The organism is Citrifermentans bremense R1, assembly GCF_000426865.1.
GTDB classification, from domain to species: Bacteria; Desulfobacterota; Desulfuromonadia; order Geobacterales; family Geobacteraceae; genus Geomonas; species Geomonas bremensis.
In genome coordinates this window covers 34470-61221 of sequence record NZ_AUGE01000026.1, presented here as the reverse complement: position 1 = coordinate 61221, position 26752 = coordinate 34470, and the positions used below count along the sequence as shown (strand labels likewise).

General features: G+C 57.7%; 24 protein-coding genes. 16 read left to right on the top strand and 8 right to left on the bottom strand.

Annotation, left to right across the window (positions count from 1 at the left end; all coding sequences use genetic code 11):
- The 16 genes from K419_RS0114905 to K419_RS0114825 form a co-directional block, all read left to right on the top strand.
- Positions 1-630: phosphate ABC transporter ATP-binding protein (locus K419_RS0114905; protein ID WP_026839746.1), on the top strand; the 630-nt coding region annotated here is incomplete at its 5' end.
- Between the two features lie 114 nt (positions 631-744).
- Positions 745-1416, top strand: coding sequence for a phosphate signaling complex protein PhoU (gene phoU, locus K419_RS0114900; protein ID WP_026842289.1), 672 nt, complete (start codon positions 745-747; stop codon positions 1414-1416).
- Between the two features lie 193 nt (positions 1417-1609).
- Complete coding sequence (pstS, locus tag K419_RS0114895) at positions 1610-2662, top strand: phosphate ABC transporter substrate-binding protein PstS (protein ID WP_026842288.1); 1053 nt, start codon at positions 1610-1612, stop codon at positions 2660-2662.
- A 199-nt stretch (positions 2663-2861) separates the two neighbouring features.
- Positions 2862-3542: a response regulator gene (locus tag K419_RS0114890; protein WP_026842287.1), complete on the top strand. Its 681-nt coding sequence runs from the start codon at positions 2862-2864 to the stop codon at positions 3540-3542.
- A gap of 684 nt (positions 3543-4226) precedes the next feature.
- The gene (locus K419_RS0114885) at positions 4227-5483 is read left to right on the top strand and encodes a CaiB/BaiF CoA transferase family protein (RefSeq protein WP_035497299.1); all 1257 of its coding nucleotides are present in this window, start codon (positions 4227-4229) and stop codon (positions 5481-5483) included.
- Positions 5467-6696, top strand: a complete 1230-nt coding sequence (locus K419_RS0114880) for a CaiB/BaiF CoA transferase family protein (protein WP_026842285.1) — start codon at positions 5467-5469, stop codon at positions 6694-6696. Before K419_RS0114885 ends, K419_RS0114880 begins: the two co-directional genes overlap by 17 nt.
- A 35-nt stretch (positions 6697-6731) precedes the next feature.
- Complete coding sequence (locus K419_RS0114875) at positions 6732-7964, top strand: acyl-CoA dehydrogenase family protein (protein WP_026842284.1); 1233 nt, start codon at positions 6732-6734, stop codon at positions 7962-7964.
- A gap of 61 nt (positions 7965-8025) precedes the next feature.
- Positions 8026-8796, top strand: coding sequence for an enoyl-CoA hydratase/isomerase family protein (locus K419_RS0114870; protein ID WP_026842283.1), 771 nt, complete (start codon positions 8026-8028; stop codon positions 8794-8796).
- A 118-nt stretch (positions 8797-8914) separates the two neighbouring features.
- Entirely contained in the window at positions 8915-9670 is a 756-nt protein-coding gene (locus tag K419_RS0114865; RefSeq protein WP_026842282.1) for an electron transfer flavoprotein subunit beta/FixA family protein, read from the top strand.
- Positions 9667-10554, top strand: coding sequence for an electron transfer flavoprotein subunit alpha/FixB family protein (locus tag K419_RS0114860; protein ID WP_026842281.1), 888 nt, complete (start codon positions 9667-9669; stop codon positions 10552-10554). The genes K419_RS0114865 and K419_RS0114860 overlap by 4 nt, the downstream gene beginning before the upstream one ends.
- Before the next feature lies 1 nt (position 10555).
- Complete coding sequence (locus K419_RS0114855; RefSeq protein ID WP_026842280.1) at positions 10556-12556, top strand: heterodisulfide reductase-related iron-sulfur binding cluster; 2001 nt, start codon at positions 10556-10558, stop codon at positions 12554-12556.
- A gap of 78 nt (positions 12557-12634) precedes the next feature.
- Positions 12635-13075 carry a Zn-ribbon domain-containing OB-fold protein gene (locus K419_RS0114850; RefSeq protein ID WP_026842279.1) on the top strand — a complete coding sequence of 147 codons (441 nt, stop codon included), beginning with the start codon at positions 12635-12637 and terminating at the stop codon, positions 13073-13075.
- Between the two features lie 49 nt (positions 13076-13124).
- Positions 13125-14297 carry a thiolase family protein gene (locus K419_RS0114845; RefSeq protein WP_026842278.1) on the top strand — a complete coding sequence of 391 codons (1173 nt, stop codon included), beginning with the start codon at positions 13125-13127 and terminating at the stop codon, positions 14295-14297.
- Positions 14298-14346: 49 nt separating this feature from the next.
- On the top strand, positions 14347-15096 hold the full coding sequence (locus tag K419_RS0114840; protein ID WP_026842277.1) for an SDR family NAD(P)-dependent oxidoreductase: 750 nt from the start codon (positions 14347-14349) through the stop codon (positions 15094-15096).
- Between the two features lie 26 nt (positions 15097-15122).
- Positions 15123-15872 carry an SDR family NAD(P)-dependent oxidoreductase gene (locus K419_RS0114835; RefSeq protein WP_026842276.1) on the top strand — a complete coding sequence of 250 codons (750 nt, stop codon included), beginning with the start codon at positions 15123-15125 and terminating at the stop codon, positions 15870-15872.
- Positions 15873-16212: 340 nt separating this feature from the next.
- The gene (locus tag K419_RS0114825; protein ID WP_026842275.1) at positions 16213-16638 is read left to right on the top strand and encodes a cyclic nucleotide-binding domain-containing protein; all 426 of its coding nucleotides are present in this window, start codon (positions 16213-16215) and stop codon (positions 16636-16638) included.
- 77 nt (positions 16639-16715) lie between these two features.
- Here the strand turns inward: K419_RS0114825 and K419_RS0114820 are convergent, their stop codons facing one another.
- The 8 genes from K419_RS0114820 to K419_RS0114785 all read right to left on the bottom strand — a co-directional run bounded on the left by K419_RS0114820 (position 16716) and on the right by K419_RS0114785 (position 26543).
- Positions 16716-18173 (bottom strand): FAD-dependent oxidoreductase, encoded by a 1458-nt coding sequence (locus tag K419_RS0114820; protein ID WP_026842274.1) that lies wholly within the window; start codon positions 18171-18173, stop codon positions 16716-16718.
- A 37-nt stretch (positions 18174-18210) separates the two neighbouring features.
- Positions 18211-19572 (bottom strand): OmpP1/FadL family transporter, encoded by a 1362-nt coding sequence (locus K419_RS0114815; protein ID WP_026842273.1) that lies wholly within the window; start codon positions 19570-19572, stop codon positions 18211-18213.
- A 60-nt stretch (positions 19573-19632) separates the two neighbouring features.
- Entirely contained in the window at positions 19633-21342 is a 1710-nt protein-coding gene (locus K419_RS0114810; protein ID WP_026842272.1) for a vWA domain-containing protein, read from the bottom strand.
- 2 nt (positions 21343-21344) lie between these two features.
- On the bottom strand, positions 21345-22277 hold the full coding sequence (locus tag K419_RS0114805) for an AAA family ATPase (protein WP_226377706.1): 933 nt from the start codon (positions 22275-22277) through the stop codon (positions 21345-21347).
- An 86-nt stretch (positions 22278-22363) separates the two neighbouring features.
- Positions 22364-22591 carry a benzylsuccinate synthase beta subunit family protein gene (locus K419_RS0114800; protein WP_026842270.1) on the bottom strand — a complete coding sequence of 76 codons (228 nt, stop codon included), beginning with the start codon at positions 22589-22591 and terminating at the stop codon, positions 22364-22366.
- Between the two features lie 61 nt (positions 22592-22652).
- Entirely contained in the window at positions 22653-25241 is a 2589-nt protein-coding gene (locus tag K419_RS0114795; RefSeq protein ID WP_026842269.1) for a pyruvate formate lyase family protein, read from the bottom strand.
- 25 nt (positions 25242-25266) lie between these two features.
- Positions 25267-25440 (bottom strand): benzylsuccinate synthase gamma subunit family protein, encoded by a 174-nt coding sequence (locus K419_RS0114790; RefSeq protein ID WP_026842268.1) that lies wholly within the window; start codon positions 25438-25440, stop codon positions 25267-25269.
- 59 nt (positions 25441-25499) lie between these two features.
- A complete protein-coding gene (locus K419_RS0114785) occupies positions 25500-26543 on the bottom strand; it encodes a glycyl-radical enzyme activating protein (protein WP_026842267.1) in 1044 nt (347 codons plus the stop codon).
- Positions 26544-26752: the final 209 nt, after the last annotated feature.

Below are 26752 nucleotides of genomic sequence, written 5' to 3'. Positions count from 1 at the left end.
TCGACGCTTTTGCGCTCCATGAACAGGATGCACGACCTGGTCCCCTCGGCGCGGGTCACCGGAAAGATCCTCGTGGACGACGGCGACATCTACGACAGGGGCGTCGACCCGGTAGCCATACGCCGCCGCGTCGGCATGGTGTTTCAGAAGCCGAACCCGTTCCCGGCCATGTCCATCTACGACAACGTCATCGCCGGCTACAAGCTGAACGGCCGACTGCCGCGCGAAGAGGCCGACGAGATCGTGGAAAGCTGCCTGAAAAGGGTGGCGCTGTGGGACGAGGTGAAGGACCGGCTGAAAAGTAACGCCATGATGCTCTCCGGCGGCCAGCAGCAGCGCCTCTGCATCGCCCGCACCGTCGCGGTGAAGCCGGAGGTGATCCTGATGGACGAGCCCGCCTCTGCCCTCGACCCCATCTCGACGCTGAAGATCGAGGAGTTGATTGAGGAGTTGAAGGAGCGCTACACCATCATCATCGTCACCCACAACATGCAGCAGGCAGCGCGCGTATCGGACTACACCGCGTTTTTGTACATGGGGGACCTGGTCGAGTGCGGCGAGACCAAGAAGATATTCACCACCCCCGAAGTGAAGCGCACCGAGGACTACATCACCGGCCGCTTCGGGTAGCAACGGAGACCTGCGCCCCCGCTCCCTCTAGGAAAGGGTTGGGGTGAGGGAGACCGTGTTATCGACGCCGCGGCAAGATTGCAGACAACTTTATTTGGGTACCGGAGAAAGAGAATGGAGAGAGAGCATTTCAGCAAGCAGTTCGACACCGAGCTGAACGAGATAAGGGAAAGGCTTCTTGAGATGGGGGGCAAGGTCGAGGTGATGATCGGCAACGCCATGCAGTCCCTGGTGGAGAGGGACACGGAGCTTGCCGAGCGGACCATCGCCTTCGATCACGAGATCAACACCCTGGAGATGGTGATCGATGAGAAGTGCCTGGAGGTCCTGGCGCGCAGGCAGCCGGCGGCGCGCGACCTGCGCTTCATCACCCTGGCGCTGAAGATCGTGACCGACCTGGAGCGAATCGGAGACCAGTGCGCCAACATCTGCAAGCGCGCCCGCGAGCTGAACCAGGAGCCGTCGCTCAAGCCCTACATCGACCTGCCGCGCATGGCGCAGGCCGCTTCCAACATGGTCACCGAGGCGCTGGACGCCTTCGTGCGCGGCGACGATGCCCTGGCGATCAAGGTATGCGAGGACGACCAGTGCGTCGACGAACTGAACGAGCAGATCCAGCGGGAGCTTCTTACGTTCATGCTGGCCGATCCCAAGACCATCAGCCGTGCCATGAAGATCATCCAGGTCTCCAAATGCCTGGAGCGCATCGCCGACCACGCCACCAACATCGCCGAGATGGTGATCTTTATGATCAAGGGGAAGGACATACGCCACACCATAGCGTGACGCTTCCACCGCTTCACAACCTCCCCGGCATCACACGCAAAAGGGACCGCAACCGCGGTCCTTTTATTTTTGCCGAAACCCACCTTTTTCACTGGGCACATTTCACAGAATACGATCAAAGCGGTAACAAAACCGTCACATGAAGCTGCTATGTTCCTCCGTCAGAATGAAGGGAAAAAGGAGACAGCACATCATGTGGAACAGACTTGTCAAAAGCATCCTCGCGCTAGCCATCGCCTTCTCGGCCGCATCCGGTTCGGCCTACGCTGAAACTGCGCTCACCGGGGCAGGCGCCACTTTCCCCCATCCCCTCTACAGCAAGTGGTTCAGGGACTACCAGGCAGAGGATCCCGGCGTCACCTTCAGCTACGACGCGCAGGGGAGCGGCGAGGGTATCAGGAGGATACTGACCCGCGAGGTCGACTTCGGCGCCTCCGACAAGTTCCTCTCCGACGAAGAGCTGAATAAAGCGCCCGGCAAGTTGCTGCACATTCCTACCGTGATGGGTGCGGTCGCCGTCACCTACAATATCCCCGGCATCGGTTCCGGCCTGAAGATGACGCCGCAGGCGCTCGCGGGGATATATCAGGGGAAGGTCACCAAGTGGAACGACCCGCTCATCGCCAAGGAGAACGGCAAGCTCAAACTCCCCGCTGAAGAGATCGTCGTCGTGCACCGCTCCGACTCCAGCGGCACCACCAGCATCTTCACCGATTACCTGAGCTCTGTCGACCTATCCTGGTCAAAAAGCATCGGCAAGGGAACGACCGTGGCCTGGCCTGCCGGAATCGGGGCGAAGGGGAGCAGTACGGTGGTGAAGAAGATAAGGGAGGTTCCCTACAGCATCGGCTACGTGGAGATCGCCTACGCGCTGGAGAACGAACTTGATATGGCGGCGCTGAAGAACCGGGCCGGTAAGTTCGTCACGCCGACCATGCTCTCCACCAGGGCCGCCGCCGTGCAGGGAATGAAAAAACAAAAGGTGAAAAAGGATGCGGAATCGGACTACCGCCTGTCGCTGGTGAACCAACCGGGCAAGGACGCCTATCCCATCGTCGGGCTCACCTGGCTGTTGGTGTACCGTGACCAGCAGGACCCGGTCAAGGGGAGGAAGCTGATCGAGTTCCTCAACTGGCAGCTGAAAAAGGCGGAGAAGATGACTTCCACACTGCACTACACCCCGCTCCCCGACACCTGGTCCGCCCAGGTGGAAAAGACCATCAGGAGCATCTCCGTACCGCAGTAATTGAAGTGTGAAAAAGCCACAGCAACCGCCGTGGCTTTTTCGTTGCCGCTCTCATTCCACGTAGATTCGCACGGGATAGCCCCGCTGTTGCTTCTGGCCGAATCTCCGAGATAGCAGTGCAGAGATTTAACCATTCTGTAACAGGTTCTACACAAAAGATATGTATGAAAGGTATGACTACGATACCAGAGGGGGGGCAATGGAGACCATATTGATCATCGAAGACGAGAGGGACCTTGCGGAGCTTCTTGCCTTCAACCTCGAGAGAGAGGGATACAAGACCCTTATCGCGGCCGACGGCATCGAAGGATTGGCAAACGCCAGCGATTGCCACCCTGACCTGATCATCCTCGACCTCATGCTCCCAGGCATGCTGGGCACAGAGGTTTGCAAGAACCTCAAGAAGTCTCAAAGAACCGCGGGCATCCCCGTGATCATGCTCACCGCCAAAGGGGAAGAGATCGACAAGGTGGTCGGATTCGAAGTCGGAGCGGACGACTACGTAGTGAAGCCGTTTTCGAGCAGGGAATTGAACCTGCGCGTGAAGGCCGTGCTCAGACGCAGTAATACCGAGACCGTCTCCAGCACGATGATCGAGCTGGGCCCCATCACCATTGATACCGACCGTCATCAAGTCATGGTGAACGGAGAGGAGATCTTCTTCACCAGCACTGAATTCAAACTGCTGCATACTCTGGCGCAGAGACTGGGAAGGGTGCAGAGCCGGGACGTTTTGTTGCGGGACGTGTGGGGCTACAACTTCGTGGATGACAGTCGAACTGTCGATACCCATATTACCCGCTTGCGCACCAAGATGGGAGCGGCTGGCGATCTGATCAAGACTGTGCGCGGTTTCGGCTACAAGCTCGAACTGCAATGATCTGAGCCGGCTCGACGCGGACCGGCTGGCCAGAGGGGAAAATTGCCAGGCCAGCAACCCCTTCCCCCGGGACGGGGTACAAAAAAGGGTACAGACATGAAAAAAGGGACTTGCAAATACTTGCAAGTCCCTCATTTTCTTTTGGTTGCTGGGACAGGATTTGAACCTGTGACCTTCGGGTTATGAGGGCAATTTGGCCTGGCCTCCCGGAAGATTTTTCGCTCTCAGGATTTTTACCATTTTCGTAAAACTGGAAGGCAGTAGCACCTTAATTTAGAAAATAATGAAAGTTTTCCTTGCTCCCCCCACACTGCTCCCGTTTTCCTGTCCACACATCCTGTCAATCTTGTAATTATCCAGAAACCCTGCAGTTCATGAAATTCAAACCTGCCATTCCTTCCTCAATTCGGACTTGTCCACGCATGGTCTCGCCCCTGCCACATTCCAACAAAAAACATTATTTTAAAAAAATATCACACAGTAAGTACTGAATATACTTAAATAACATATTTTTTAAAATGCGTTTATCTTCTACAATAAAGGTCAACACAAGTTGTTAACAAATATTGTTTGGCACGATGCGTGCTTTTATAGGACACATGAATATGCATAAACAGTACGACAACCAATGTCAATCAGCCGGAATAGGTACTGCTGATTTGCTGTGAACTTACGTCATATGCGATGAAACGGGAGAACCAAGTGAATAAATGCGGCTCATTATCAAACCTACGTATAATTGATTTTACTGGAGAGCTTGGGCCATATGCTTCGAAACTGTATACTGGCTTGGGTGCGGATGTAATTCATATTGAACCGATCACCGGAGATCCATTACGCGACGTTGGCCCGTTTTATAAGAACCAAGCAGGAAAAGAAAGCAGCCTGCAGTTTGTCTATTACAATTCCGGGAAAAGGGGCATAGCCCTGGACTTGAACAAGAAAAATGGAAGGGAACTATTTGTAGAACTTTGTAAAGATGCAGATCTGCTATTTGAGAGTTTCCCCCCCGGGTACCTGGAGAGCCTGGGCCTTTCCTACGATGTACTGAGCGCGGTCAATCCCAAGCTTGTCCAGACCTCTATCACCCCTTTCGGCAGCTTCGGACCATACAGCAGCTATCCCGGGTCCGACCTGACCTGTTCCGCCCTGGGTGGGTTCCTGTATCTGGCCGGTATCGACAACGAGAAACCGGTACGGGCCTGTGACAACCAGTCGTACCGGATGGCGGAGGTCTATGCAGCCGTGGGGAGTTCCATTGCCGCGCTGTTCGCCCAGCGGACCGGGGTCGGCCAGTTCGTCGACGTCTCGTGCATGGAGGCGGTCGGTATGGCTTTGGAGACGGCGGCCCAGTGCTGGGACCTGGAAGGGGTGCTGAGAAGGGGGCGGGGCCGCGAGGCGGGGACGGCGACGATCCATCCCTGCAAGGACGGCTTCGTGGCCCTCGTCGCCATCATGGGCAGAAACAAGGTGATGTGGGATCCATTCGTTGAGTGGATGAAGGACGAGGGGGTGGAGGAGTGGGAAATCTTTGACAACGCCAACTGGATCAACGCGTCCTACCGGGAGTCCAAGGAAGGGTACGACCTGTTCTGCCGCATCTTTGAGCGGTTCTCCATGAAACACACCAAGCAGTACCTCTATGACGCCGGCCAAGCCCATCGGGTCGCCATCAGCCCGGTCAGCAACGGGAAAGACCTGCTGGAAAACCCCCAGCTGAACTACCACGAATTCTGGAAGCCGCTTTACCACGAGCCGGTCGGAGGTGAGGTGCTCTGCCCCGGCCCCCCCTACGATTTCGGGAGTCTCAAGTGGAGCCTGGGGGATTTCGCTCCAATCTTTGGCCAACACACGGCAGAGGTGCTTGTCGAATGCGGTTATAGCCGCGATGAAATTAACGCGCTTGACAGGGAAGGGGTCATCCATGTTGCCAAATCTTAGTAAAGCCCTTGAAGGGATCGTGGTATGCGACTTCTCCTGGGTGGGTGCCGGCCCGATCGCCACCAACGTGCTTGGCCAGTGCGGTGCCGAGGTGATCAAGATCGAGAGCAAGAGCCGGCCGGACTTGCTTCGGACCGGCGGCCCCTTCAAGGACGGGTTCAACGATGGGCTGGAGCGGAGCGGCTACTTTGCCAACCGCAATCCCAACAAGAAAGGGATAGCGCTGGACATGAGCCATCCCAAAGCCCGGGCTGTCGCGGTGCGCCTGATCAAAAAGAGCGACATCATCATCAACAACTTCCGCGTGGGGCAGATGGAGAAATGGGGGCTCGGGTGGGATGACGTCCAAAAGATCAACCCGCGGATCATCTACGTCACCATGAGCCTGCAGGGGGAAACAGGGCCGCAGAAAAGCTACATGGGGTTCGGGGTCAACCTGAACGCCCTGTGCGGGCTGACCGCCCAGGCCTGTTTCCCCGGCGAGCGCCCCTTCGGCACCGGCACCAACTACACGGACCATGTCATGGCCCCGAGCCACACCCTCTTTGGCATCATGGCAGCGCTGCTTGAACGGGAGCAAACCGGAAAAGGGCAGACCGTCGCCATTTCCCAGCTGAAATCCGCCATCAGTATGGCGCCCATGAGCGCTATGGCCTATGCGGCAAACGGCGACATCCTGGGACCGGCGGGATTGGGCGATCCCAATGCAGCCCCCCACGGCCTGTTCACAACGCTTGGATACCGCAGATGGATCGCCATCGCAGTATTCAGCGAGGGCGAATGGCAGGCGCTCAAAAAGGTGATGGGGAACCCAGCCTGGGCGGAGGACCGGAAATTGGGCACGCTGCAGGGGCGCAAGGACAACGAGGCGGCATTGAACGACCATATGGAGGCCTGGACCAGGGGGCTGCATGGAGACCAGCTCATGGCCGAACTGCTGCGCAACGGGGTCAGGGCCGGCGTGGTCAACGATGCACGGGGCGCCATCGAGGACGGGCACCTGAGAGAACGGGGATTCTGGTCGTACCTGGACCACCCGGTCATGGGGCGCACCCTGTACAACCGGGCCCCGATCCGCCTGTCCAAGACCCCGCTCCGGATGGTAACCGCCGCACCTTTGTTGGGGCAGCATACCAGGGAAGTGCTGAAGGGGATGCTCGACTATACGGATGAAGAAATCGCCACGCTCACCGAGGAAAAAGTGCTCGTGTAGCTGCGGTTTTCAAAACTACCACCAGGAGAAAGAGAATGGATTTCAGCATACCCGAAGAATACATGATGCTCAAAGAATCGATGCGGGAGTTCGTCAAGCGCGAGCTGATGCCGCTGGAGAAGACCCTGTTGGAGCGGGAACTCTCCCTCTGGACAAAGCCCGGCCACCTCATCCCGGAAGAGGATCACAAACGCCTGATGAAGAAGACGAAGGAGCTGGGGTTCTGGGGGCTGGAGGTGGAGGAGGAATTCGGCGGCCAGGGGCTGGGCATGCTGGCCAAGACCCTCGTGGTGGAAGAGCTCTCCAAATGCCTGGTTGGTTTCTCCAACCACGGGTTCACCCTCCCCCCCGACGCCCCTAACCTCTATTACCTGCATGAGTGCTGCGGCAAAAAACAGCGGGAGAAGTACTTCGTCCCCTACTGCAATGGCGAGGTGGATTCTGCCATGGCATGTACCGAGCCGGGAGCAGGCTCGGACGTGAGCGGTCTAAAGACCAGAGCGGTCAAAAAAGGGGACAAATGGGTCATCAACGGCACCAAGACCTTCATCAGCAAATGCGACTATGACAACGTCTTCTTCATCGTCATCGCCGTCACCGCCCCTGCGGCCGCCTCCAAGGACCGCTTCACCGCCTTTCTCATCGACCGGGAACACCCGGGGGTGCGGATCGGTAAGGAGATCCCCGTTATCGGCCCCATGCCCACTTGGGATCTGATCCTGGAGGATGTGGAGGTGGATGACGATGCCATTCTCGGCGGGGTGGGCAAGGCATTCATCCCGCTGCAGAACAGGTTCGGCGTGCGTCGCATCGAGCTTGCCTCCAGTTGCACCGGCATGGCGGAGCGGCTGATCCAGATGATGATCGACCAGGCCAACAACCGGATCACCTTCGGCCAACCCCTGGCAGAGCGGGGTACCATCCAGAACTGGATTGCCGACTCCACCATGGAACTGGAACAGGTTCGCTGGCTGCTCTACTACGCTGCATGGAAATCGGACCAGGGGCACAAGGACCTGCGTATCGAAGGGGCGCACGTCAAGGTGGCGGCTACAGAGATGCTGACCCGGGTTGCCGACCGGGCAATCCAGATCCATGGCGGCGTCGGTGTTTCCCATGAACTGGGAATCGAATACGTGGCCCGGCATGTGCGCCTTTGGCGGATCGTGGAAGGGCCGTCCGAGGTCCACCGGTGGCTGATCGCCCGGCAGCTTTTGAAAGAGAAAAAGCCGTACAACCCGTTCATCGTCGCCGGGGATGAGGATTGATAGGGAGGGAGTCCCATACCGCCAAGAGTTATAAAACTATACGCAGTACCAGGAGGATGCAATGGGAGTTGATTTCGTAACAGAAGGAAATGTGGCCTATATCACCCTGAATCGCCCCGACGCCATGAACGCCCTGGACCCCGAGGGGCTGGTGCGACTGGCGGAGATCTGGGGGGAGGTGAAGACCAATCCTGATATTCGCGTCGCAGTCCTGACCGGGGCCGGAGAAAAGGCCTTCTGCACCGGCACGGACATGAAGAAGTCGAAGGTGCCGGACGAGTGCATGGCCGTCCTCTACTACCGTGATGGGCAGCCGATCATCCCCCATATGAAGATGTGGAAGCCGATCATCGCCTGCATCAACGGCTACGCCATTGGCGGCGGGCTGGAGATGGCCCTCGCCTGTGACCTGAGGATCTGCAGCACCACGGCCAAGTTCGGCCTGACCGAGACCAAGGTGGCGAGCCTTGCCGGTCTGAACGGGACCCAGTGCCTCCCCAGGGCAATTACGCAGGCGGTGGCCATGAAGATGCTCCTGACCGGCGAGATGATCGACGCCGCCGAGGCGCACCGGGTCGGTCTGGTCAGCGACGTTGCCGAGCCGGACCAGCTGATGGCGCTGGCCAGGAAGTACGCGGAGAAGATCGCCGGCAACGCCCCCCTGAGCGTCATGGCAGCCAAGCAGGCGGCGGTGATGGGGATGGACATGCCGCTTCCCCATGCCATCGACTTCTCCTACCTTTTGTGGGGAATCCTGCGGGACACGGAAGACCGGAAAGAGGGCTTCACCGCCTTTGCCGAAAAGCGGGCGCCCCAGTATCGCGGCAGGTGACCAGGAGGCCTTCTCAACACTTCCCCTCTCCCCATGGTGTGAGAGGGGGGCCGAAGGCCGGGTGAGTGGCAAGGCAAAAGCAATTAGAACCAAATCCAGCATAACCAGGAGCCAAATCATGCACATTATCGTCTTGGCAAAGGTAGTCCCCGATTACGAGGTACCTTCGGCCGACTTCGAACTGGTGGGGAACAGGGCCCATCCCCGTTACACGAGAATGATCGGCCTCTACGACGAAAACGCCATCGAACTTGGGGTGCAGCTGAAGGAGAAACTCGGCGCCGATCTAACCGTTGCCTCCTACGGCCTGGGCGACGATGTCCAGTTCCTGAGAAAGGCGCTCGCCATGGGGGCCGACAAGGTGGTCCTGGTGGAAGGAACTTCCGACGACCCCTATGTGATCGCCGCCAACCTGAAGGAAGCCATCGACCGGCAGGGGGCGGTGGACCTGGTCCTTGCTGGGCGCCAGTCCTCGGACATGGATCGGGGGGTCGTGCCGGGTGTGTTGGCCGGCATGCTCGACCTCCCCTTTGTCCCCCAGGCCTGCGGGGTGGAAAGTGCTGACGGGGGCTGGAAAATCGCCCAGATAACCGAGACGGGGAAGCGGCTTTTGAAACTCTCCGGCACGGGGGTGCTCTCCATCACCAGCGTGCCTGAGAACGTCCCCCGGATACCCGCGGTCAAGGCGATCTTTGCCGCCAAAAAGAAGCCGGTAGAGAAACTGGCTGAGATCGGGACTGGAAAAATGAACGTTTCCGAACTGTCGGTGGCCATCCCCAAGGTCGAGTCCAATTGCGAACTGATCCCGGCCGAGGACATGGACGAAGCCGTCCGTGTGCTCTTGAGAAGACTCAAGGAGGAGCGGTACCTATGAAAACGCTGATCGTCGAAACGGCCAACCCGAAGATCCTCGGGGAACTTGTCACCGTAAGCAGGCTGTTCTGCCAGACTCCGGATGTGGTCGTGCTTGGAGACGGCGAGCTTTGGGGGAGCTACGGCAAGGCCTGCCGGGTTGCCGATACCCTGGGGGCCAATCTGGGGACGGGGCTTGCCGACCTCATCAGGACCGAAGGGTACGAGTTGATCCTTTTGAGCTCGACCGCCATAGGCAGCGGCCTGGCCGGTCCCCTGGCGGTAAGCCTGGGCGCCCCGATCCTCACCGAGGTCACCGCCATCACGGCTGACCTGACCATCGAGCGCTCCCTCTATGGCTCCAAGGCGGTTGCCCGCTACAAGGTGGGATCCGGGCCAGTGGTTCTCACCATCAAGCGCAAATATTTCGAGGCAGCCGACCTGGCAGGGGCGACTCCCACCGTGGAGCTGCCGGCAGGGGCGCAGAGGATCGCCCTCCTGGAAGAGATCGAGGAAGAGCGGCAGGGTATCCCCCTGGAAGATGCCGAGGTCGTGGTGACCGGCGGACGGGGGCTCGGCACCGGCGACAGCTTTGCCGTCCTGAAGGACATGGCCGGCCTGCTGAAGGGGGCGGTCGGGGCTTCCCGGGGGGCCGTGGACGAGGGGTGGATGCCCCCCGGCGCGCAGATCGGCCAGACCGGCAAGATCGTCGCGCCAACTGTGTATTTCGCCGTCGGCGTCTCCGGCGCCAGCCAGCATCTGGCCGGTATCTCCAATGCCAAATGCGTCGTGGCCATCAACAAGGACAACGAGGCGAACATCTTCAAACGGGCCAGGTTCGGCATCGTCGGGGACTACAAAAATGCGGTCCCGGCCCTGATCAACGCCCTCAAGGAGAGTGCCTGAGATGGAACGAATCCCCTACTGGAACATCGGCTACGGCCTTTTGATCGACCTTCTTTCCCTGCCAGCCCTGGCCGTTTTCGGGTACGGCATCTACGGCCACTGGAAACGGATCCGCCAGGGAAAGGCGAGCGTCAAGCTTGGGCTTACCCTGGACGCCCTGAAGCTGGGACCGCTCCATATCCGGTCGTTTCTCACCAGGGGGATCGTCGGCACCCGAATCTATAGGAAACTTTGCACAGGCATTGCCCACGGGCTCCTGTTCTGGGGGATGGTCCTCCTGTCCGCCGGCACCATCCTGGTGTTCGCCAATGTGCTCTTCAGGCTCCCCGTGTTCAAGGGGGAGTTCAATCACTGGTTCATGGGGGCGGCCCTCGACGCCGCCGGGGTGGCAGCACTTGCGGGGGTAGTGTACCTGCTCATCCGGCGCCTCTTCCCGCCGGAGCGGCTCACCTGCTTCAGGGCCAACTCGGGCTTCATCCAGGTGGAGATCGGGATCATCGCCATCGTCGTCACCGGCTTCTTCATCGAGGGGGCAAGGATCGCCCAAAACGGCGCCGATCCCGGCTCCTTCGTCGGCAACTGGCTCGGCTCGATGCTGTCGGTCGGGCGAGGGGGACTGGAACTCCATCGCTACCTCTGGTGGACCCACGGCCTCCTTGCCCTGGCAACCATCGCCTACATCCCCTTCTCTCCCCTGGTCCACCTGGTGCTGGCCCCGGCCAACGCCGGGCTCGATGTGCCGGTCCCCGGCCCCAAGATGGGGGTCATCGATTTCGAGTCGTTCGAAGGGGACGGGGACGAGACGCCAAGCCTGGGCGCGAGCAAGCTGGCGGATTTCAGCCGGAAGAACCTGCTGGATGCCTCCACCTGCCTGAAATGCGGCCGCTGCCACGAGGTCTGCCCTGCCGCCCAGACCGGCAAAAAGCTCTCCCCCAAGGGGGTCATGGTCACCCTTGCCGAATACCTGCAGCACGGAAGGATGGACGACGAATCCCTCCTGGAAGCGATCTCCACCGACGCCATCTACAGCTGCACCACCTGCGCCGCCTGCATGGAGGCCTGCCCGGTATCGGTGAACCAGCCCAACGCCATCCTGCAGATGCGGCAGCACCTGCTCATGGAGCGCTCCGAGATGCCCGAGATCATGGGGCAGGCAAACCGGAGCCTGGAGGCCCGCCATCACCCCTTTATCGGCACCGGTTTCGGCCCCAATGACTGGCGCAAGGGGATCGATGTCCCCTTCTACGAAAAGGGCACCACCGAGTACCTCCTCTGGATCGGCTGTTCCGTTGCCTACGAGGAGCGGACGCAAAGCATCGCCCGGGCCATGGTCGCCATCCTCAAACATGCCGGGGTCTCCTTCGGCATCCTGGAAGAGAATCGTTGCACGGGCGACCCTGCCAAGCAGATGGGGAACGAGTTCCTCTTCACGGAGATAGCCGGCCAGAACATCGAAGAGTTCAACGATCTGGGGGTGACCAAGGTCATTACCATGTGCCCCCATTGTTTCAACAGCTTTACCCGCCATTATCCGCTGCTGGGGGCCAAGTTCGACGTCGTTCCCCATGCAGTACTCCTGCGGGGGCTGATAGAAGCCGGCAAGATAACGCTGACCAACAGCGGCCAGGCCATCTGCTACCACGATCCCTGCTATCTGGGAAGGCACAACCAGGTACTGTCGGAGCCGCGCAGTGTGGTTTCCTCGGTGGGTCAACTGGTGGAAATGCCGAGACACGGCTGCGAAAGCTTCTGCTGCGGTGCCGGTGGGGGCAATTACTGGACCGAGGAAGAGGGAACGCGGATCAACCAGACCAGGGCAAAAGAGGCCCTCGACACGGGGGCCAAAACCATCGCCACCGCCTGCCCCTTCTGCATGCTGATGCTGACGGACGGGCTGAAGAAGTTCACGGAAGAGCAGATGGTGAAGGATATTGCCGAGTTGGTCTGCAGCCGGATGGAATCGGGCGCGCAGGGCGTTCCACAAACCTTGGTCAGCACCTGAGGTGGTCCCCATGCAGACAATAGACCTATTGCTTTTCAACATAACAGAGGTTGGAAAAATACTTTGAGGAGGAGCGTCATGGCTCAGGAAGAAGCACCAAAAAAGAAAACCAAGGAAAAGGAACCCGATATTACCTTTTTTCACCCGGACATACTGGAAGTGCCCAAGGATGGCGCCCTTCCCTACCTGAAGGGGTACCGTTGCAAGAAGTGCGGGCAAGTGGATTTCAAGACCGAGATGTGCACCAGCTGCTGGAGCCAAGAGTTTGAAATAATTCCCCTCTCCCGCCGGGGCAAGGTCTACAGCTTCTCGGACATCTATATCGGCCAGCAGGGGCTGGAGACTCCGTACATCTTCGCCTATGTGGATCTCCCCGAAAACCTGCGGGTCTTCGCCCAGCTGGAGGGGGAGGTCAACACCTATCGCTGCGACGAAGAGGTGGAGCTGACCCTGGGGGCGATCCGGATGAACAACGACGGCCTCCCCATCACAAGCTACAAGTTCAAGAAAATCGGCTGAGCATAACGAGAACGCAACTTACCGACCGGGAGAAACAGGAGACGGATATATGAAATTACAACGTGAAGTCTACATAGCAGGGGTGGGAGAAACGAAATTCGGCAGGCACATCGTCGATTTCGACGTCCTGGGGAGGGAAGCCGCCCTCCAGGCCATGCGGGGGTCCAACATCGACCGGCCCGACATGATCCAGAGCGCCTACGTGGGAAACGGCATGAACGACATGACCACCGGCCAAGCCGTTTTCAGGGGGCTTGGGATGTGCGGCCCCAGGCTTCCCATCGTCAATGTCCAAAGTGCCTGCTCCGCCGGGGCCATGGCGGTCTACTGCGCCATCAAGGATGTGGCCACCGGACTCACCGACCTTTCGATCGGCATCGGCTGTGAGAACCACACCATGCATCGCCAGAGCGGGGCCGCGTTCAGTGCTGCCAGGTCGGACATCGAGACCATGCACGGGGCGGTGATGACCGGGAAATATGCCATGCGGGCGACTCGCTACATGCATGAGACCGGCGCCACCATCGAGGACCTGGCGATGATCACGGTGAAGAACCGAAAGCATGCCACCCATAACCCCAATGCCTGGTTCAAGGGGGCAATCACGGTTGACGAAGTGGTCAATTCCCGTATGGTTGCCTATCCCATGACCCTCCAGCAGTGCTGCGGCATTGCCGATGGCGCGGCCGCGGTGGTGGTCGGCTCCAAGGAAATGATGAAGAAGCTGGGCATAGCAAAGCCGGTCAAGGTGGCGGGTGTGGTGGTGGAGTCAGGCCCGTACCATAACCGGCCGAGGGACATCACCGGCGACGACATCACCGAGACCACCTCGGAAAAGCTCTACGAGGAATCGGGGATCGGTCCGAAAGAGGTGAATATTCTCGAATTGCATGACGCGTTTACCATTGCCGAGCTGCTCTATTATGAGTGCATGGGGCTCTGCAACAAGGGGGAAGGGCTCAAGTTCCTGCGGGATGGCCAGTCAACCTATGGCGGCCAGTGCGTGGTGAGCCCCCGGGGTGGGTTGCTCTCCTACGGCCACCCGATCGGCGCCTCCGGTGCGGCCCAGATCGCCCAGAATGTGATGCAGTTGCGGGGGGAATGCGGCGGTTACCAGGTCGGTCCGACCCCCAACGTAGCCATGTCACACGTCACCGGCGGCGGGCTCTCCGGAACCGAGCATGCGGCCTGCACCATGCACATGCTGGTCAAAGGGTGGTAAGCGAGGCGTATGATCAATTAATCCTCAGCAACAGTAAGGAGATGCAGTCATGAAAGACAGAACAGCACTGATAGTTGGCGCGGCAAACGATATTGGCGGAGCGATCAGCGTCCGGTTCGCCAAGCTCGGGGCGAAGGTCGTCCTGATCGATGGGGATCGGCAGCGTCTGGACACGGTCTTCGCCCTGGTGGCGGCGGCGGGGGGGGGTGCGGCGGAGGTTATCGCCGTTGACGGTGCAGATTCGAGCGCCGTCAAGAAAGCAGTAGGAAGGGTTGTCAATAAACATGGTTCGATCGACATCCTGGTCAACGCTATCGACCACAGGGACGGTGTCCCGATCACTGAAGGCACCATGGAGACCTGGGAGCGCTCCCTGAAGGAAAACATCTCCCCGCTGGTCTCTTTTTCCCTGAATGTGATCCCGGTGATGAAAAGTCAGCAATATGGCCGGATTGTCAACATCGGCAGCCTTGACTACCTCGGGACATCGAGGCAGGCCAACTACAGCACCGCAAAGGCAGCCATCTTCGGCCTGACCCGTTCCTTTGCCCTTGAGCTGGCCCAAGACGGGATCACCGTAAACCAAATCCTGAAGGGGGACATCAAGTCGGCGGATTCTCCCCTCTCCCCTGAACAGGAGGAGAGAGGCGCTGCGCAGTTGCCGGTGCAGCGACTGGGCAAGCCGGAGGATATAGCCTATGCCGCTGCGTACCTTGCTTCCGGCCAGAGCGGCTATGTTACGGGGCAGAACCTTATCGTCTGCGGCGGGAAGAGTATCTATTCGTCAATGTCCGCTTAGTTGCGGATGTCACAGGGAGGAAGATCATGGCAGGCTTACAAGGCAAAGTGGCTTTGATAACCGGATCGGCAAGCGGCATGGGCAAGAAAACCGCCCAGCGACTTGCGGAACGGGGGGCGAAGATCGTCATCAACGATATCGTCCCGGGAAAAGTCGATCAGACGGTTCAGGAATTTTCGGCGCAGGGGTTTGAGGTGATGGGCGTGGTTGCCGACATCTGCAAGACCTCCGCCGTTCAGGAGATGGTGAAGACAGCAGTGGAAAGGTTCGGCTCCCTGGACATTCTGGTCAATAATGCGGGGATGGAGAGGGCCGGGGCCCTGAGAAATCTCAGTGAGACGGACTGGGATTTGACGGTGAACGTCAACCTCAAGGGGGCCTTTCTCTGCAGCCAGGCGGTGCATGGCTACATGATCGAAAGAGGAGGCGGGCGGATTGTCAATATCGCCTCCAGGGCATGGCTCGGAGGTGCGGGGCAGGCACCCTACTCCTCTGCCAAGGCCGGCCTGGTTGGGCTGACCAGGACCCTGGCCCTGGAACTTGGGCGCAAGGGGGTAACGGTCAACTGCATCGCCCCCGGCCTCATCCATACCCCCATGTGGGACGAGCTGCCGGAAAAGAACCGGAACGGCTTTCTTGCCAAGCAGCCCATGGGCAAGATCGGCGAGGACGAAGACATCGCCAACGCGGTCCTCTTTTTCCTGGATGACGAGGCCTCGTTCATAACCGGACAGGTCTTCTATGTCTGTGGCGGGAGAAGTCTCTTCGCCGGCTAGCAGGTACGGAACAACTGCTGCCAGCTGCGGTACCCTACGATGCCTTGGGGAACACAGTCGGCGGCACCAGTCACCGCCACCAGAGGGTGGGAAAGGACGGTTCGATCATGAAAAAGGAACAGAGCGCCCCATTGGAGTACACCAGTAACGATGAGCTTTTCCCTACGGAAATAACCTTTCCCGGAGGGATGAAAATTCGCCTGGCACGTTCGGAAGATGGCCAGTCGTACCTGAGGGTGGAGCCTGCCTGAGATAAGTCCCTGCCGACGGCAGGATGCGCACCCTAACCAAAGCGGCAGCATGGGCAGACCGCGTGCACGGGTGCAAAGGAGAAACAGCGATGATTTCACCAGAACGCTTGCGGGCCTATCGATTCTTCGCTTCACTGACCAACCAACAACTCACGGATATCGCCACCATTGGCGAAGAAAAATCCTTTCCCACGGGTAGCATCATCTTCAAGGAACATACCACTGCCAATAACCTGATGCTCCTCCTGGAAGGGGGAGTGGAACTGTTCTACAGCGGCAGCGGAGCGGGATTCACTGCGGATGCCCCGGTCTGTTCCATCGTCCCCGGGGGGATCTTCGGCGTTTCATCATTGATCAAGCCATACCAATACACCTCATCTGCCCGGGCAACCAAGCCGGTCAAGGTAGTTGATATCAACGGCGTGATGCTGCGGGAGATATCGGAAAGGAATCAGGCCCTGGGGCGCGTGCTGATGAACAACGTGGCCGCAGCGGTGCTCGCCCGCCTGCACTGATGATGTAGGCTCTTACTGACGGCACGAAAAAAGGTGAAAAGCCGCAGATCGCCCGACAAAGCGCACTCTGCGGCTTTTCACCTGCCTGCTGCCGCATTAGCCCCGGCGATCCTGCCAAAGGCCAGACATTCGGCAATATTGCCGCCACCCTGATAGAGTAATCCCCACAGGGAGCCAAGTTCACCGGCTCCATACAATCCCGGTATCGGCTTGCCGAAGGGGTCGACGATCTGTGCCCGTTCATTGCGCCGGGGTCCCCCCTGGGTGTTGATCAGGGCAGGATGAATCTCCACGCCATAAAACGGTCCGGTGTCGATCCTGGCCGACGCTGCATCCTCCGGCATCTCGCGACCGAAATGCCCGTCGTGTCCCGCAAGCACCGCTGCATTCCACCCCCCAACGGTGTCGCTCAGATTCGCATCCGGGATCCCAAGTTTCCGGGCCAGCTCTGCCACGGTGTCGGCCTTGCTGATCCAGCCGTTGTCAATCTCCTTCTGATTGTCTTTGCTCCAGGTGTAGGAACTGCCGGCAGAACCGAGACCGGCCGAGCGGGACAGGGGCGCCCGCTTACGAGTCTTTTCGTCGAAGATCAGGTAAAAAGGGATGCGGGGGTAGGAAAGGGCCTGGCTGTCGAAGAAATCCACGGCCAACAGTGCGGCATGGCGTTCGATGGCGCCCTCGTTGACAAAACGGTTGCCGTTTCTGTCGACGAAGATCTGCCCGACATTGCCGATGGACATCATCAGCGCCGGGGCAAAGGCGGGCACCTTGAGCCCAAAGGCACAGGAGACACCGTTCATATGCCACAGGGCAGCACCGACCTTTTGTGCCATGCGCACCCCATCCCCCCGGTTGCCGGGGTGCCCCAGGGAATGCAGTGGGCTTCCCTTGACGCTGCTTTTGAGGGTTGCCTGGTCGAACTCGTAGCCGCCGCTGGCGAGGATCACGCCGCGCTTGGCCTGAATGGCCAGATCCTGCCAGTTGACCTTGGCGATGACGCCGACGACGTCACCGTTACGCCCCGTAACCAGGCGTTGTGCCGGTGTTTGGCGGAGAACCGGGATGTGCCGCTGCTGCTCGACGGCGGAAGATAAGAGGCGCCACAGATGCTGGGCAAAGGCCGTCGCCCCTTTGTTTTTCCCCTTGATCACATATCTCTTTATGGCCTCGGCGCCGGCAACCTGGGGATAGCTGGCGCCGCCGTAGCTTTGCAAGGCAACGTCACGGTCCAAAGATCTGAGCCAGTCCGGCGTTTTTGCCGATTCTTCGACAAAAACCCGCAACAACTGCTCATCCCGCTCCGAATGGGAAGCCTTGAAGAGGGCCGTAAAATAGGCAAGCGCCTTGCTGGGGTCGTCATGGCCGACGAACCCGCCGAAAGAGGCCAGGGTGTTGCCTCCCCCTTCAGAGGCGCTTTCCAGTACCAGTGTGGCGGCGCCGGCATCGTGGGCCGCAATGGCAGCCGTCGCACCGGCGCCACCATAGCCTATGACAACCACATCAACGGTCTTGTCCCAACGGACTGACGGATTCATCCCGATCCCGGGTGCCGTTTGGCAACCATCAGGCTTTTTAAAATCTGTAGGTATAGGCAATGCTGAAGTTGTCCTGTGAATGCACAAGCCGTGTCGTCGGACTGTCGATGGATTCCTCAAATGCGTGGGAATAGGCAAAATCTACCGTGCTCGCCGTGGAAAAATCATACGAGAATCCTGCCGATGCATGCTTGGTAGGAATGGCCGGGATGACCGCGATCACTGTATCGGAGCGCATAGCCTGGTTGGCAATGCGCCCACCGGTACGTAACGTCCATGGCCCCGTCCGGTACGCCACACCAAAGGAATATATCATCTGATCCTTGTAGTTCTGCGGTAATCGGATATCGATGGTCTTACCGTCATCGGCCAAGAAAGAGACCTTCAGGTCTTTCACGGCACTCTCCCAAAAAACGCGAGAGATATCTGCAGCCACCAGCCAGTGTTCGTTGATCCGTTGACTCACGCCAATACCCAGATGGGCCGGCATCTGCAAGCCGCGCAACTTTATCTTGCCCCTGAGCGGAATCTGTCCCGCACTTCCGTCGACCGCAGTCATGGTGGCGTTGCCTTCCATGTCGGCTATCTGGCTTTCCATGGTGTACGCGGCTCCTGCGATGGTGTCCTTGGACAATCTGTAGACCGCCCCGACCCGAGCGCCGACCCCCCATGCATCTATGCCACTGGCAAGGGGATGATCTTTGGTCATGCTGAAATGAGCGCCGCGTAAGTCGGGAAGCCCTCCCAGGACCGGAAGCAAACTGCCCGTAACGCGCCCCCCCTGGATAAGGGCGCCAACATCTTCTGCCGGCATCAGCAATTCCAGGTTCAGGCCTTCCCACATTGCATCGAGAGCGGCTCCTATAGTCAGTTTTTCGCTGACATCGTAGCTGACTGCGAAGGGGATGTTCAAAACCAGCAGACGACTGGAATTTTCAAGCCCCGTGTTGAGGTTACCGGAAGCACGGGAGAGAAAGGTGTCCCTTCCGTACTCCGTGCCCAGTCCACCTTGGGCGAAGGCACCAAAACCAAGGGTCAGCGGGGCGGCGCGATAGACAAATGCTGCTTCGGGCGCGGCATATGGGCCACGGTTATGGGCGTGGGAGTCGGACGAAGCCTTTTCCCCTGTTGTCTTGTTTTCGGCTGAAATATCGGTCATGACGAAATCAAGGCCCAGGTGGATTTCGGAACCGGAGTTCATTAGTGACAGGGTTGCCGGATTGGTCATCATCCCCGCTGCGCCAACATCAAATGCCGTTGCGGCCCCACCCATGCCACGCGAAACGGGACCAACCCCCTCGAACCGAAACACATCCGTTGCATACGCCATTTGCAGCGAAGTCGGCGCCATGATGGCGACCATTGCCAGGATGCAGGGAGTTACTGTCTTCAATTTCATTTTTGTCACCTTAGTGAACCTTGTTGTTAGTCACTGCCAACCTTGATCGCCAATTCTTCTTCACCTGGGTGCAAGAAGCTTTTTTAAGAGCTTGGGAAGCTGCTCTATCGTTTGAACAAACTGGATCAGTTCACCATATTCTTCCGACAGGGCAGTCTTGCTCATGGGGTCACATTCAAGCCCAAGAGTCAGCAGGTTGATCTTCTTTTTCCTGCAGTACGCGATGGCGTCCCGCACCCCGCACCCCCAGTTCGAGGCCCCATCGGTGACATGGATGATGAATGGCTTACGGGCGCCGGGCTTGAGGCTTATGGCGGTGGCGATTATGGCCTCACCGGAAGCGGTCCTGCCATGGGGCATGACGGAAAAGAATTGGCCTTGCTTGTAAATTTCCGTGATTCGGCAGGTCTCACTTCGTTCGTTGTAGGCAAAGATGCGGGCATTGGCGTTGTAATCATGGATGGCGGTAAAGAGCGTTTGGTAGATGAGTTCCGCCTTTGACCATTTCGTTGGTTCCGCCATGGAACCAGTGCAGTCAACAAGAAGCACAATATCGTTGTGCAATTCGAACTTCGCTTTTTTCAGGTTGAAAATAGAACCAGTTGTCGGCGCCCGATACAAGCGCGTGCGATCGATCCTGCCCGAATCGAGCCCTCTGCTGAAGGAGGTGTTTCGCTGGGCAGCCAGTTGGAGCATTGTTTTCAGCTTGTAGAGGAGAGCGTTATCTATATTTTTCTTCGCCGGCATGACGATATCATTGCCTTCCACGCGGACCACATCGCCAAAATTGGCCACGAGCAATCGTACCTGCTCGGTAAAATCCACGCGCTTCGTCTCCATGGTCCGTTCGATCTCGTCCGCATAACTCAGCAGGGCCGCCTTGACTGCGTCCAGGTCCTGGTCTTCCCGTGCCATGTCTTCCGTGAGATCCGCGGAAAGCAGAAAAGGGTCCTTCCTGTCGGCCGGCCAGAATTTGACCATTTCAAGCAACTGGTTGAATATCGAGGCATACCGGTTCAACCGGTATTCACAGCGTTCCGTCACGCTTGGCAAAGCGGCGCAGCGTATGATCAAATCTTCCACAATGGAGTTGAGCAGCGCGATCGGCTTGGCATAGGGCTGGCTCGCCGAGGTCCTTCCAGCCATTTCCACCACGGAACGATCCTCGTACGGTTGCTTGTAGCTTTCATGCTCCGCATCGGCGGCGATCCGCCACCAGATATGCAGCAGTTCGCTGAATGAGGGGGGGCTTATGAACTGTTTTGCCGCCTTGGCAGTTTCCCACTCCCGGGCCTTTGCCGCATACCTGCCGAGAATGTTCCTGTTGGCAACGAGATCCGCATACACCTTTTCTGCAATATCCAGGTAGAGATGAAATTTGTATGCGTACATGGGAGGCAGTTGGAGTTTTGTCTGGGCCAGCTTCAGGACATGGCCGCTCCATTCCGTCTTCAGGTAGGCTCTTCTGATGGCGAGCCCTATGGCAATGTCCGCCTGAACTGCCGGGATCGGATAGCGTCCCATGATCGGTGAGGGGTCAAGTTCGATGCTGTCGGGCTGGGTAATGGGCATACCTTCCCAGACCACGCTGCCGCTGTTCCTGCCGACTAGAGAAACCATCTTTCTGATGCCGCGCAGCAATTTCGCGAGTTCCAGTATCTCAACAGGCGATTTGTCCCTGCGCCAGTATTCGGAAAAGCCGTTTTCACCGGCTATCAGGAAACTTTTCGGACCCCTAACGTCCCGATGCTCTTTTTCAGAAGGAATCATCGCTATTCTCTGCTGTGCTGTTGCCAGGCGTGGTCGAACAGGACGTATTCATTACTGACCCCCTCGGTGTACCCCTTTTTGACATGGAGGCCGATAAGCACTGACTCCAGCGCCTCCTGGCTGGTCTGAAGGCTGACGGCCAAGGCCTGCCGCAGGCTTGCGCCGACGGCCATCATATCGCCGATCATGAGGGCAGTTCTGATCGATACGTCGATGCGGAGATCTGAGTGGCCTCTCAGGAAGTTAAGGGCGGAGATGATGTCGTCTGCCTGCTCAGCGGTGATGCCGGATTTTTTTACCAGCACCTCTTTTTCCACCTCGTTCGGCAGATAATCCATCAGCAAAAAGTAAAAACGATCGCGCAGGGCGGCATCGAGAAGTTCGGTTCCGACAAAGTCGTCCCCTTCATTCAAGGTGGCAAAGAACACCACCCCTTCCGCCACGTTTACCTGCCCCAGCTCTTCCAGCCAGACCTCTCGGCTGTCGGACAAAAGGGAGAAAAGCATATTCAAGGCCTTCGGGTGCTCCGGCCGATTGATCTCTTCCAGGTGAATAACACAGTTGGGGGTCTGGATCGCTTCAGGGAACAGAAACTGTTTGTATTTGGTCTCGCCGGCTTCCAGCGCGTATTCGCCGAACAGCTGGCCTGGCTCGGAAAGTATGCCCACCTGGAACGTCGATAAAGGGCGCTGGTAGATGGCGGCATACTGCCTTACCAGGGAAGACTTTCCACATCCCTGCCTGCCGGAGATCAGCACGTTCACCGGTTTTTTTTGCGATAACTGGTGGATTTTTTGGAAGGTATCTGCCAGGTCCTTGCTTACGTAAAAAAAAGGGTCTTCCTGGGGTACCGATAAATTGTTCTGTTTACTGGCTGACATACGATGGGCCCTCGGGGTGATCTTCAGGTAAAGGTGATGGGCGGTACCGATCATCGGTACCGCCTTGTTCCTGCCATGTCATAACGGATGTCATCAATGCGGGTGGACCGGATTGCGCAGGTCATTCCGTCTGGCCTGTGTCACACATGTTCTCTGAAGCTTAGCTTGCCGACTTCATGCTTGGCGCAGGTCATCCCGTTTACGTCCGTTACCCATCGTTTCCAGACGCCGCCCAGCGTATTTCTGTTGACGGTGCACTGCCCCCGCAGCGGGTTGGTGGGGTCTGCTATCTGCCATTTGCATATTTGGCACGGCTTCTTCGTCCCCGGTTCTGCATGCATCATCTTTTCATTGCCTGTAGCGCTCATTGTTCCTCCTATCTCGAGACCTGGAGACATCCCGCTAGGAATGTCTCCAGGGGATGAATGGTTAGAGTTGCGTATTCAGGTACTGCAGATCATCGGCACCGAAGGCCTGTTCATTTCTGGCGATGATGGTGTTCTGGCCATAGGTGGGTATATCGACGAAGCGAGCACTGAACCCTGAAACCCTGACGATCAGGTCCTGGTGTTTCTCCGGTTCCTTTTGCGCGGCCTTCATCTCCGCCGTGCTGACGCAGTTGAACTGGACATGATCGATATTGAGCTGCTCCCAGGCGTCCATATAGGATTTCCAGATGTTAAAACCATGCACGCTGCGCATGATCGGCACGGAAAGCCTCTGATTGAGCAAGTTGGCTTTCTGGTTTTTCTGCACCTTCGAAACCGACTTCAATACGGCGGTGGGACCTTTCTTGTCGGTCCCCATGTACGGCGAGATACCCCCGTCGTCACCGGCGTCGCCACCGAAACGTCCATCGGGAGTCGGGCCGGTCCGCGAGCCGATCTCCATGTACAGGCCGACTGCCTGGCCTACGGGGAGTACGGGTCCGCCGGAGTAATTGGTGATTTTTGCCATCTCGCCGCCAATGATGTCCTCATAAAAATCCTTGATGATGGCGTCGGCGTAATCGTCGTCATTGCCCCATTTGGGCGCGTTGAGGAAATCCTGGCGCATGTCCTCGTAACCGTGCCAGTTTGCATGGAGAGCAGTGACGAGTTGGGCCATGGTGTATTTTTTCTCGTCGTAAATCAGTTTTTTGACGGCAACCAGGGAGTTGGCGGCAACGACCGTGGTGATCGGGTTATGCCAGCCGTTGGGCTGTTCGGAAAGCTCCATGGCATCTACGCCCAGTTCCATGCAGCCGTCATCGATGCTGGAGACGAACGGCATCTGCAGGAATTTGGATTCGAAATACCGCATGATGTCCTTCGCGCGAATCACCTTGCTGATCGCATAGGCGTACTGGGTTCTGAAGGCTTCCCACAGCAGTTCGAAGGTCTTGAAGGTGGTTGGGTCGCCGGTGTGGGGCCCCAATTGCATGCCCGAATAGGACCAGTCGAACCCGTCGGCCAGGACGATTTCCATCATCTTCGCCGGGAAGATCGACCCCCCCCCTTCGGACCTGGTCTTATGGGTTTTGCGCCTGCCGCAGACACCAGGAGACATGCACAACACCAAGCCCCAGTAATGGGCCTCTTCATCAGTTGCGCCATTGCTGTTTTTGCTGAACTGGCTGTAATACTTCAACTGCTCCGTACCGATGACGTCATGCTTGATAGATGGGTACCCCAGACCATCGCGGATACATTCGAAAACGAGGCGTTTGGTTTTTTCCCTGCCGACCGGGTGCCACCTGAAGACGATGGAGGGTTCCGTGGTCCTTATGTTCCGTGCTCCTTCGAGAATGGCGTCGGTCATATCACTGCAGGCATCCACATAGCCGGGCTTGGTGCCGCCAATGGTCAGAATGAACAGGTCATTGGAACCGGGGAATATTTCACGGTATGCCCGGGATTTTCCTGCGCCATGTTCCGAGATCTTCAGCCGCTCCATCTCGACCATCTCGACCACGTCGGTGTGGGTCATGGGCTGGAAGGATTTCTCCTTGACGCTTATGTTGTAATAAGGCTCCAGCATTTCGTCTTCTTTTTGGGCGTAACCGCTGGCATAGCGGTCAATGGCATGGCAGATCAGGTAGGTATACCATTTGGACTGGAACGCATCCTTTAAGCCTTTGCACGGCTCTGCCGGGACGCGCTGACTTATCTCTGCAATCTCCAGCAGTTCTTCCTTTCTGGCAGGGTTTGTCTCGAAATTCTCCGCAACAATCTTCGCCAGGCGGGCATGGCGCCTGGCCCAGTTGATCACGGCTTCATCGGCGATGATCATTGCCTTCCAGACATCGATCCTCGCTATCCAATCAAGCCCGGTAGTCGCATTCCAGGGAATCTTTTGCATTTCCTTTTTGGCATGCTCGATCTTTTCTTTGGCCGACTCGATGCGTTTCAGCAGCCCGTCTTGCAGCACCGTCTCGTAAGGGGGGCTGATGCTGTTGTATCCGGTGGCGAAACCGGGAGCTTCCATGGTGCTCACCTGGTACATCTGGAGGAGTTCTTCCTGGGTGAAGTAACGCTCCCCCTTGGCCTGCATGCTGTATTTTTTCCAGTATTCGTTGATCTCCGCAGCTTCATCTTTTGGCTGGGGAGAGTAGTCACTCATCAGGTAGTCCTGCACCGCCATATAGGCGAGTTCAGGATAGAGAGGGAACATTTCAGGATCTTCGGCATGGTACCCGATGATGAATTCGTCCTGCTGCAGAACCAGCGTGCTCTTATTCAAAATATTGGCAAGCCCCAGCGCCCTTCTGATTACCTCCGGCTGCCCTGCGCTTGCCTTGTGGGCTTCAGTTATGTAGCGCATTCTCTCGATGCCGGCCCGAACCTCCGCATCGACAAATTCTCCGGCCGCGGCATGCTTCCAGCGGCAGCGTGCCTTGAGTCTTTTGGTTCTCTCGGTAGTGGGGCGGGCAAGGTTCTCATGCAGTACTTCGTCCGCTATCTCATTTTCAGCTGGATTCGCCAGTGGGAAATCAACAACCTTACCGTTGTACTTAATCGATGCCGCAACCGTGGACATGAATAACCTCCTTTGGGGTCATGTGTTATGCTTTCTTGAATGCCTTGCATGATGCGGAATCGTTCTTGGTCGGCTTGGACAGCCAGTATTTCCCCTTTGCGTCCTCCCTTTCCAAAACGCAGTCCCCTTTGCCCGCTTCAAAGTCCCCTGCATCTTCGGGAACGGCAAAATAGAATGAGCAATTCTTACAAGTGGTCATGTTGAATCTCCTTTATGTACATAGTTTGGCATTCTGCGGATTGTCGGAACACATCGCTATCATAGTTGCGTGACAACCACCCCCTTTCCCTGCGGCAGATGAACCGGGCGTGGCAGCGGGTCTCGCCTTTGCTCCAAGGGTTTGTAGCCGCCAGATTTACCTGCTGCCGTCGAGCCCCCCATACCGCCGAGGGTTATTTCTCTGATGCCTTGCAGCCTGAGGGCATGAGCCAGGGGAGCGACCTGCTGGCTCGAAAGATCGGGAATCCCCAAGAACTGATAGTTGCGCCCCAGTTGCCTGTATTTCTCCGTTGCATAGGAGTGATAGGGAAGGATGTCGACACCTATCAGACCGTCCGCGAACTGCCCCAGATATGCCGCATAAAGCTCAAAATCCAGATCGGTATCGTTGATGCCCGGGATGATCGGCAGATGAATCCGTACCTGCGCTCCCGCTTTCAGAAGCAGGTCCAGGTTTGTCAAGATCGTCTGCAGGGAACCGCCGATGACCTGCCGATGCCTCTCAGGGTCCAGGGATTTGATGTCGACGATGAAAAGATCCACATGATTCAAGAGTGGGGCAATTGCCTCCCATTCGGCAAACAGCGAGGTCTGTATGGCCACGTGGAGGTTTTCCTGGACTTTGAGTCTGTAAGCTAGATCGTGGGTAAATTCGGGATGCAGCAAGGGTTCTCCGCCACTGATCGTGACCCCGCCCCCGCTATTTTGGTAAAAGATCCGATCCGACACCGCCTCCTGGAGAATACTGTCCAGGGAAATGGCCTTGCCCACTACTTCCAGGGCGCCAAACCGGCAGGCAGATACACACTGCAGGCATGAGGTGCAATGCGTTGCCTCCCTTCTCGTACCCTTACCGTCGCCATGGTCCAGAGTGCAGGCACCCGATGGACATGCGCCCACGCACTGTCCGCACCCCCTGCACTTGTTTGCATGAAAATAAAATTCCTGTTTAACTTGGATGTTCTCCGGGTTGTGGCACCAAGGGCAATGGAGAGGGCATCCCTTGACAAAGATGGTAGTTCTGATGCCCGGGCCGTCATGTAAGCAGAATCTTTGTATCTCGGTGATGAGTGGCGTGCGCATGGTGCACCTCCTTGGCGGTCGGAGACTCTGGTGTTGCCGGTAACCACTTCCTGACCAGTCCATTAGCAGAAGACATGCCAAAACAATGTTCCACCAGTTTTGCCACCTACGTAAACACCAAGAGACAACACATCCGCAAACTAAAAATAACAACTTAAAAAACAAGGTATTACAAAAATATTTTTGTTGTAAAATAATGTTTGCTACAT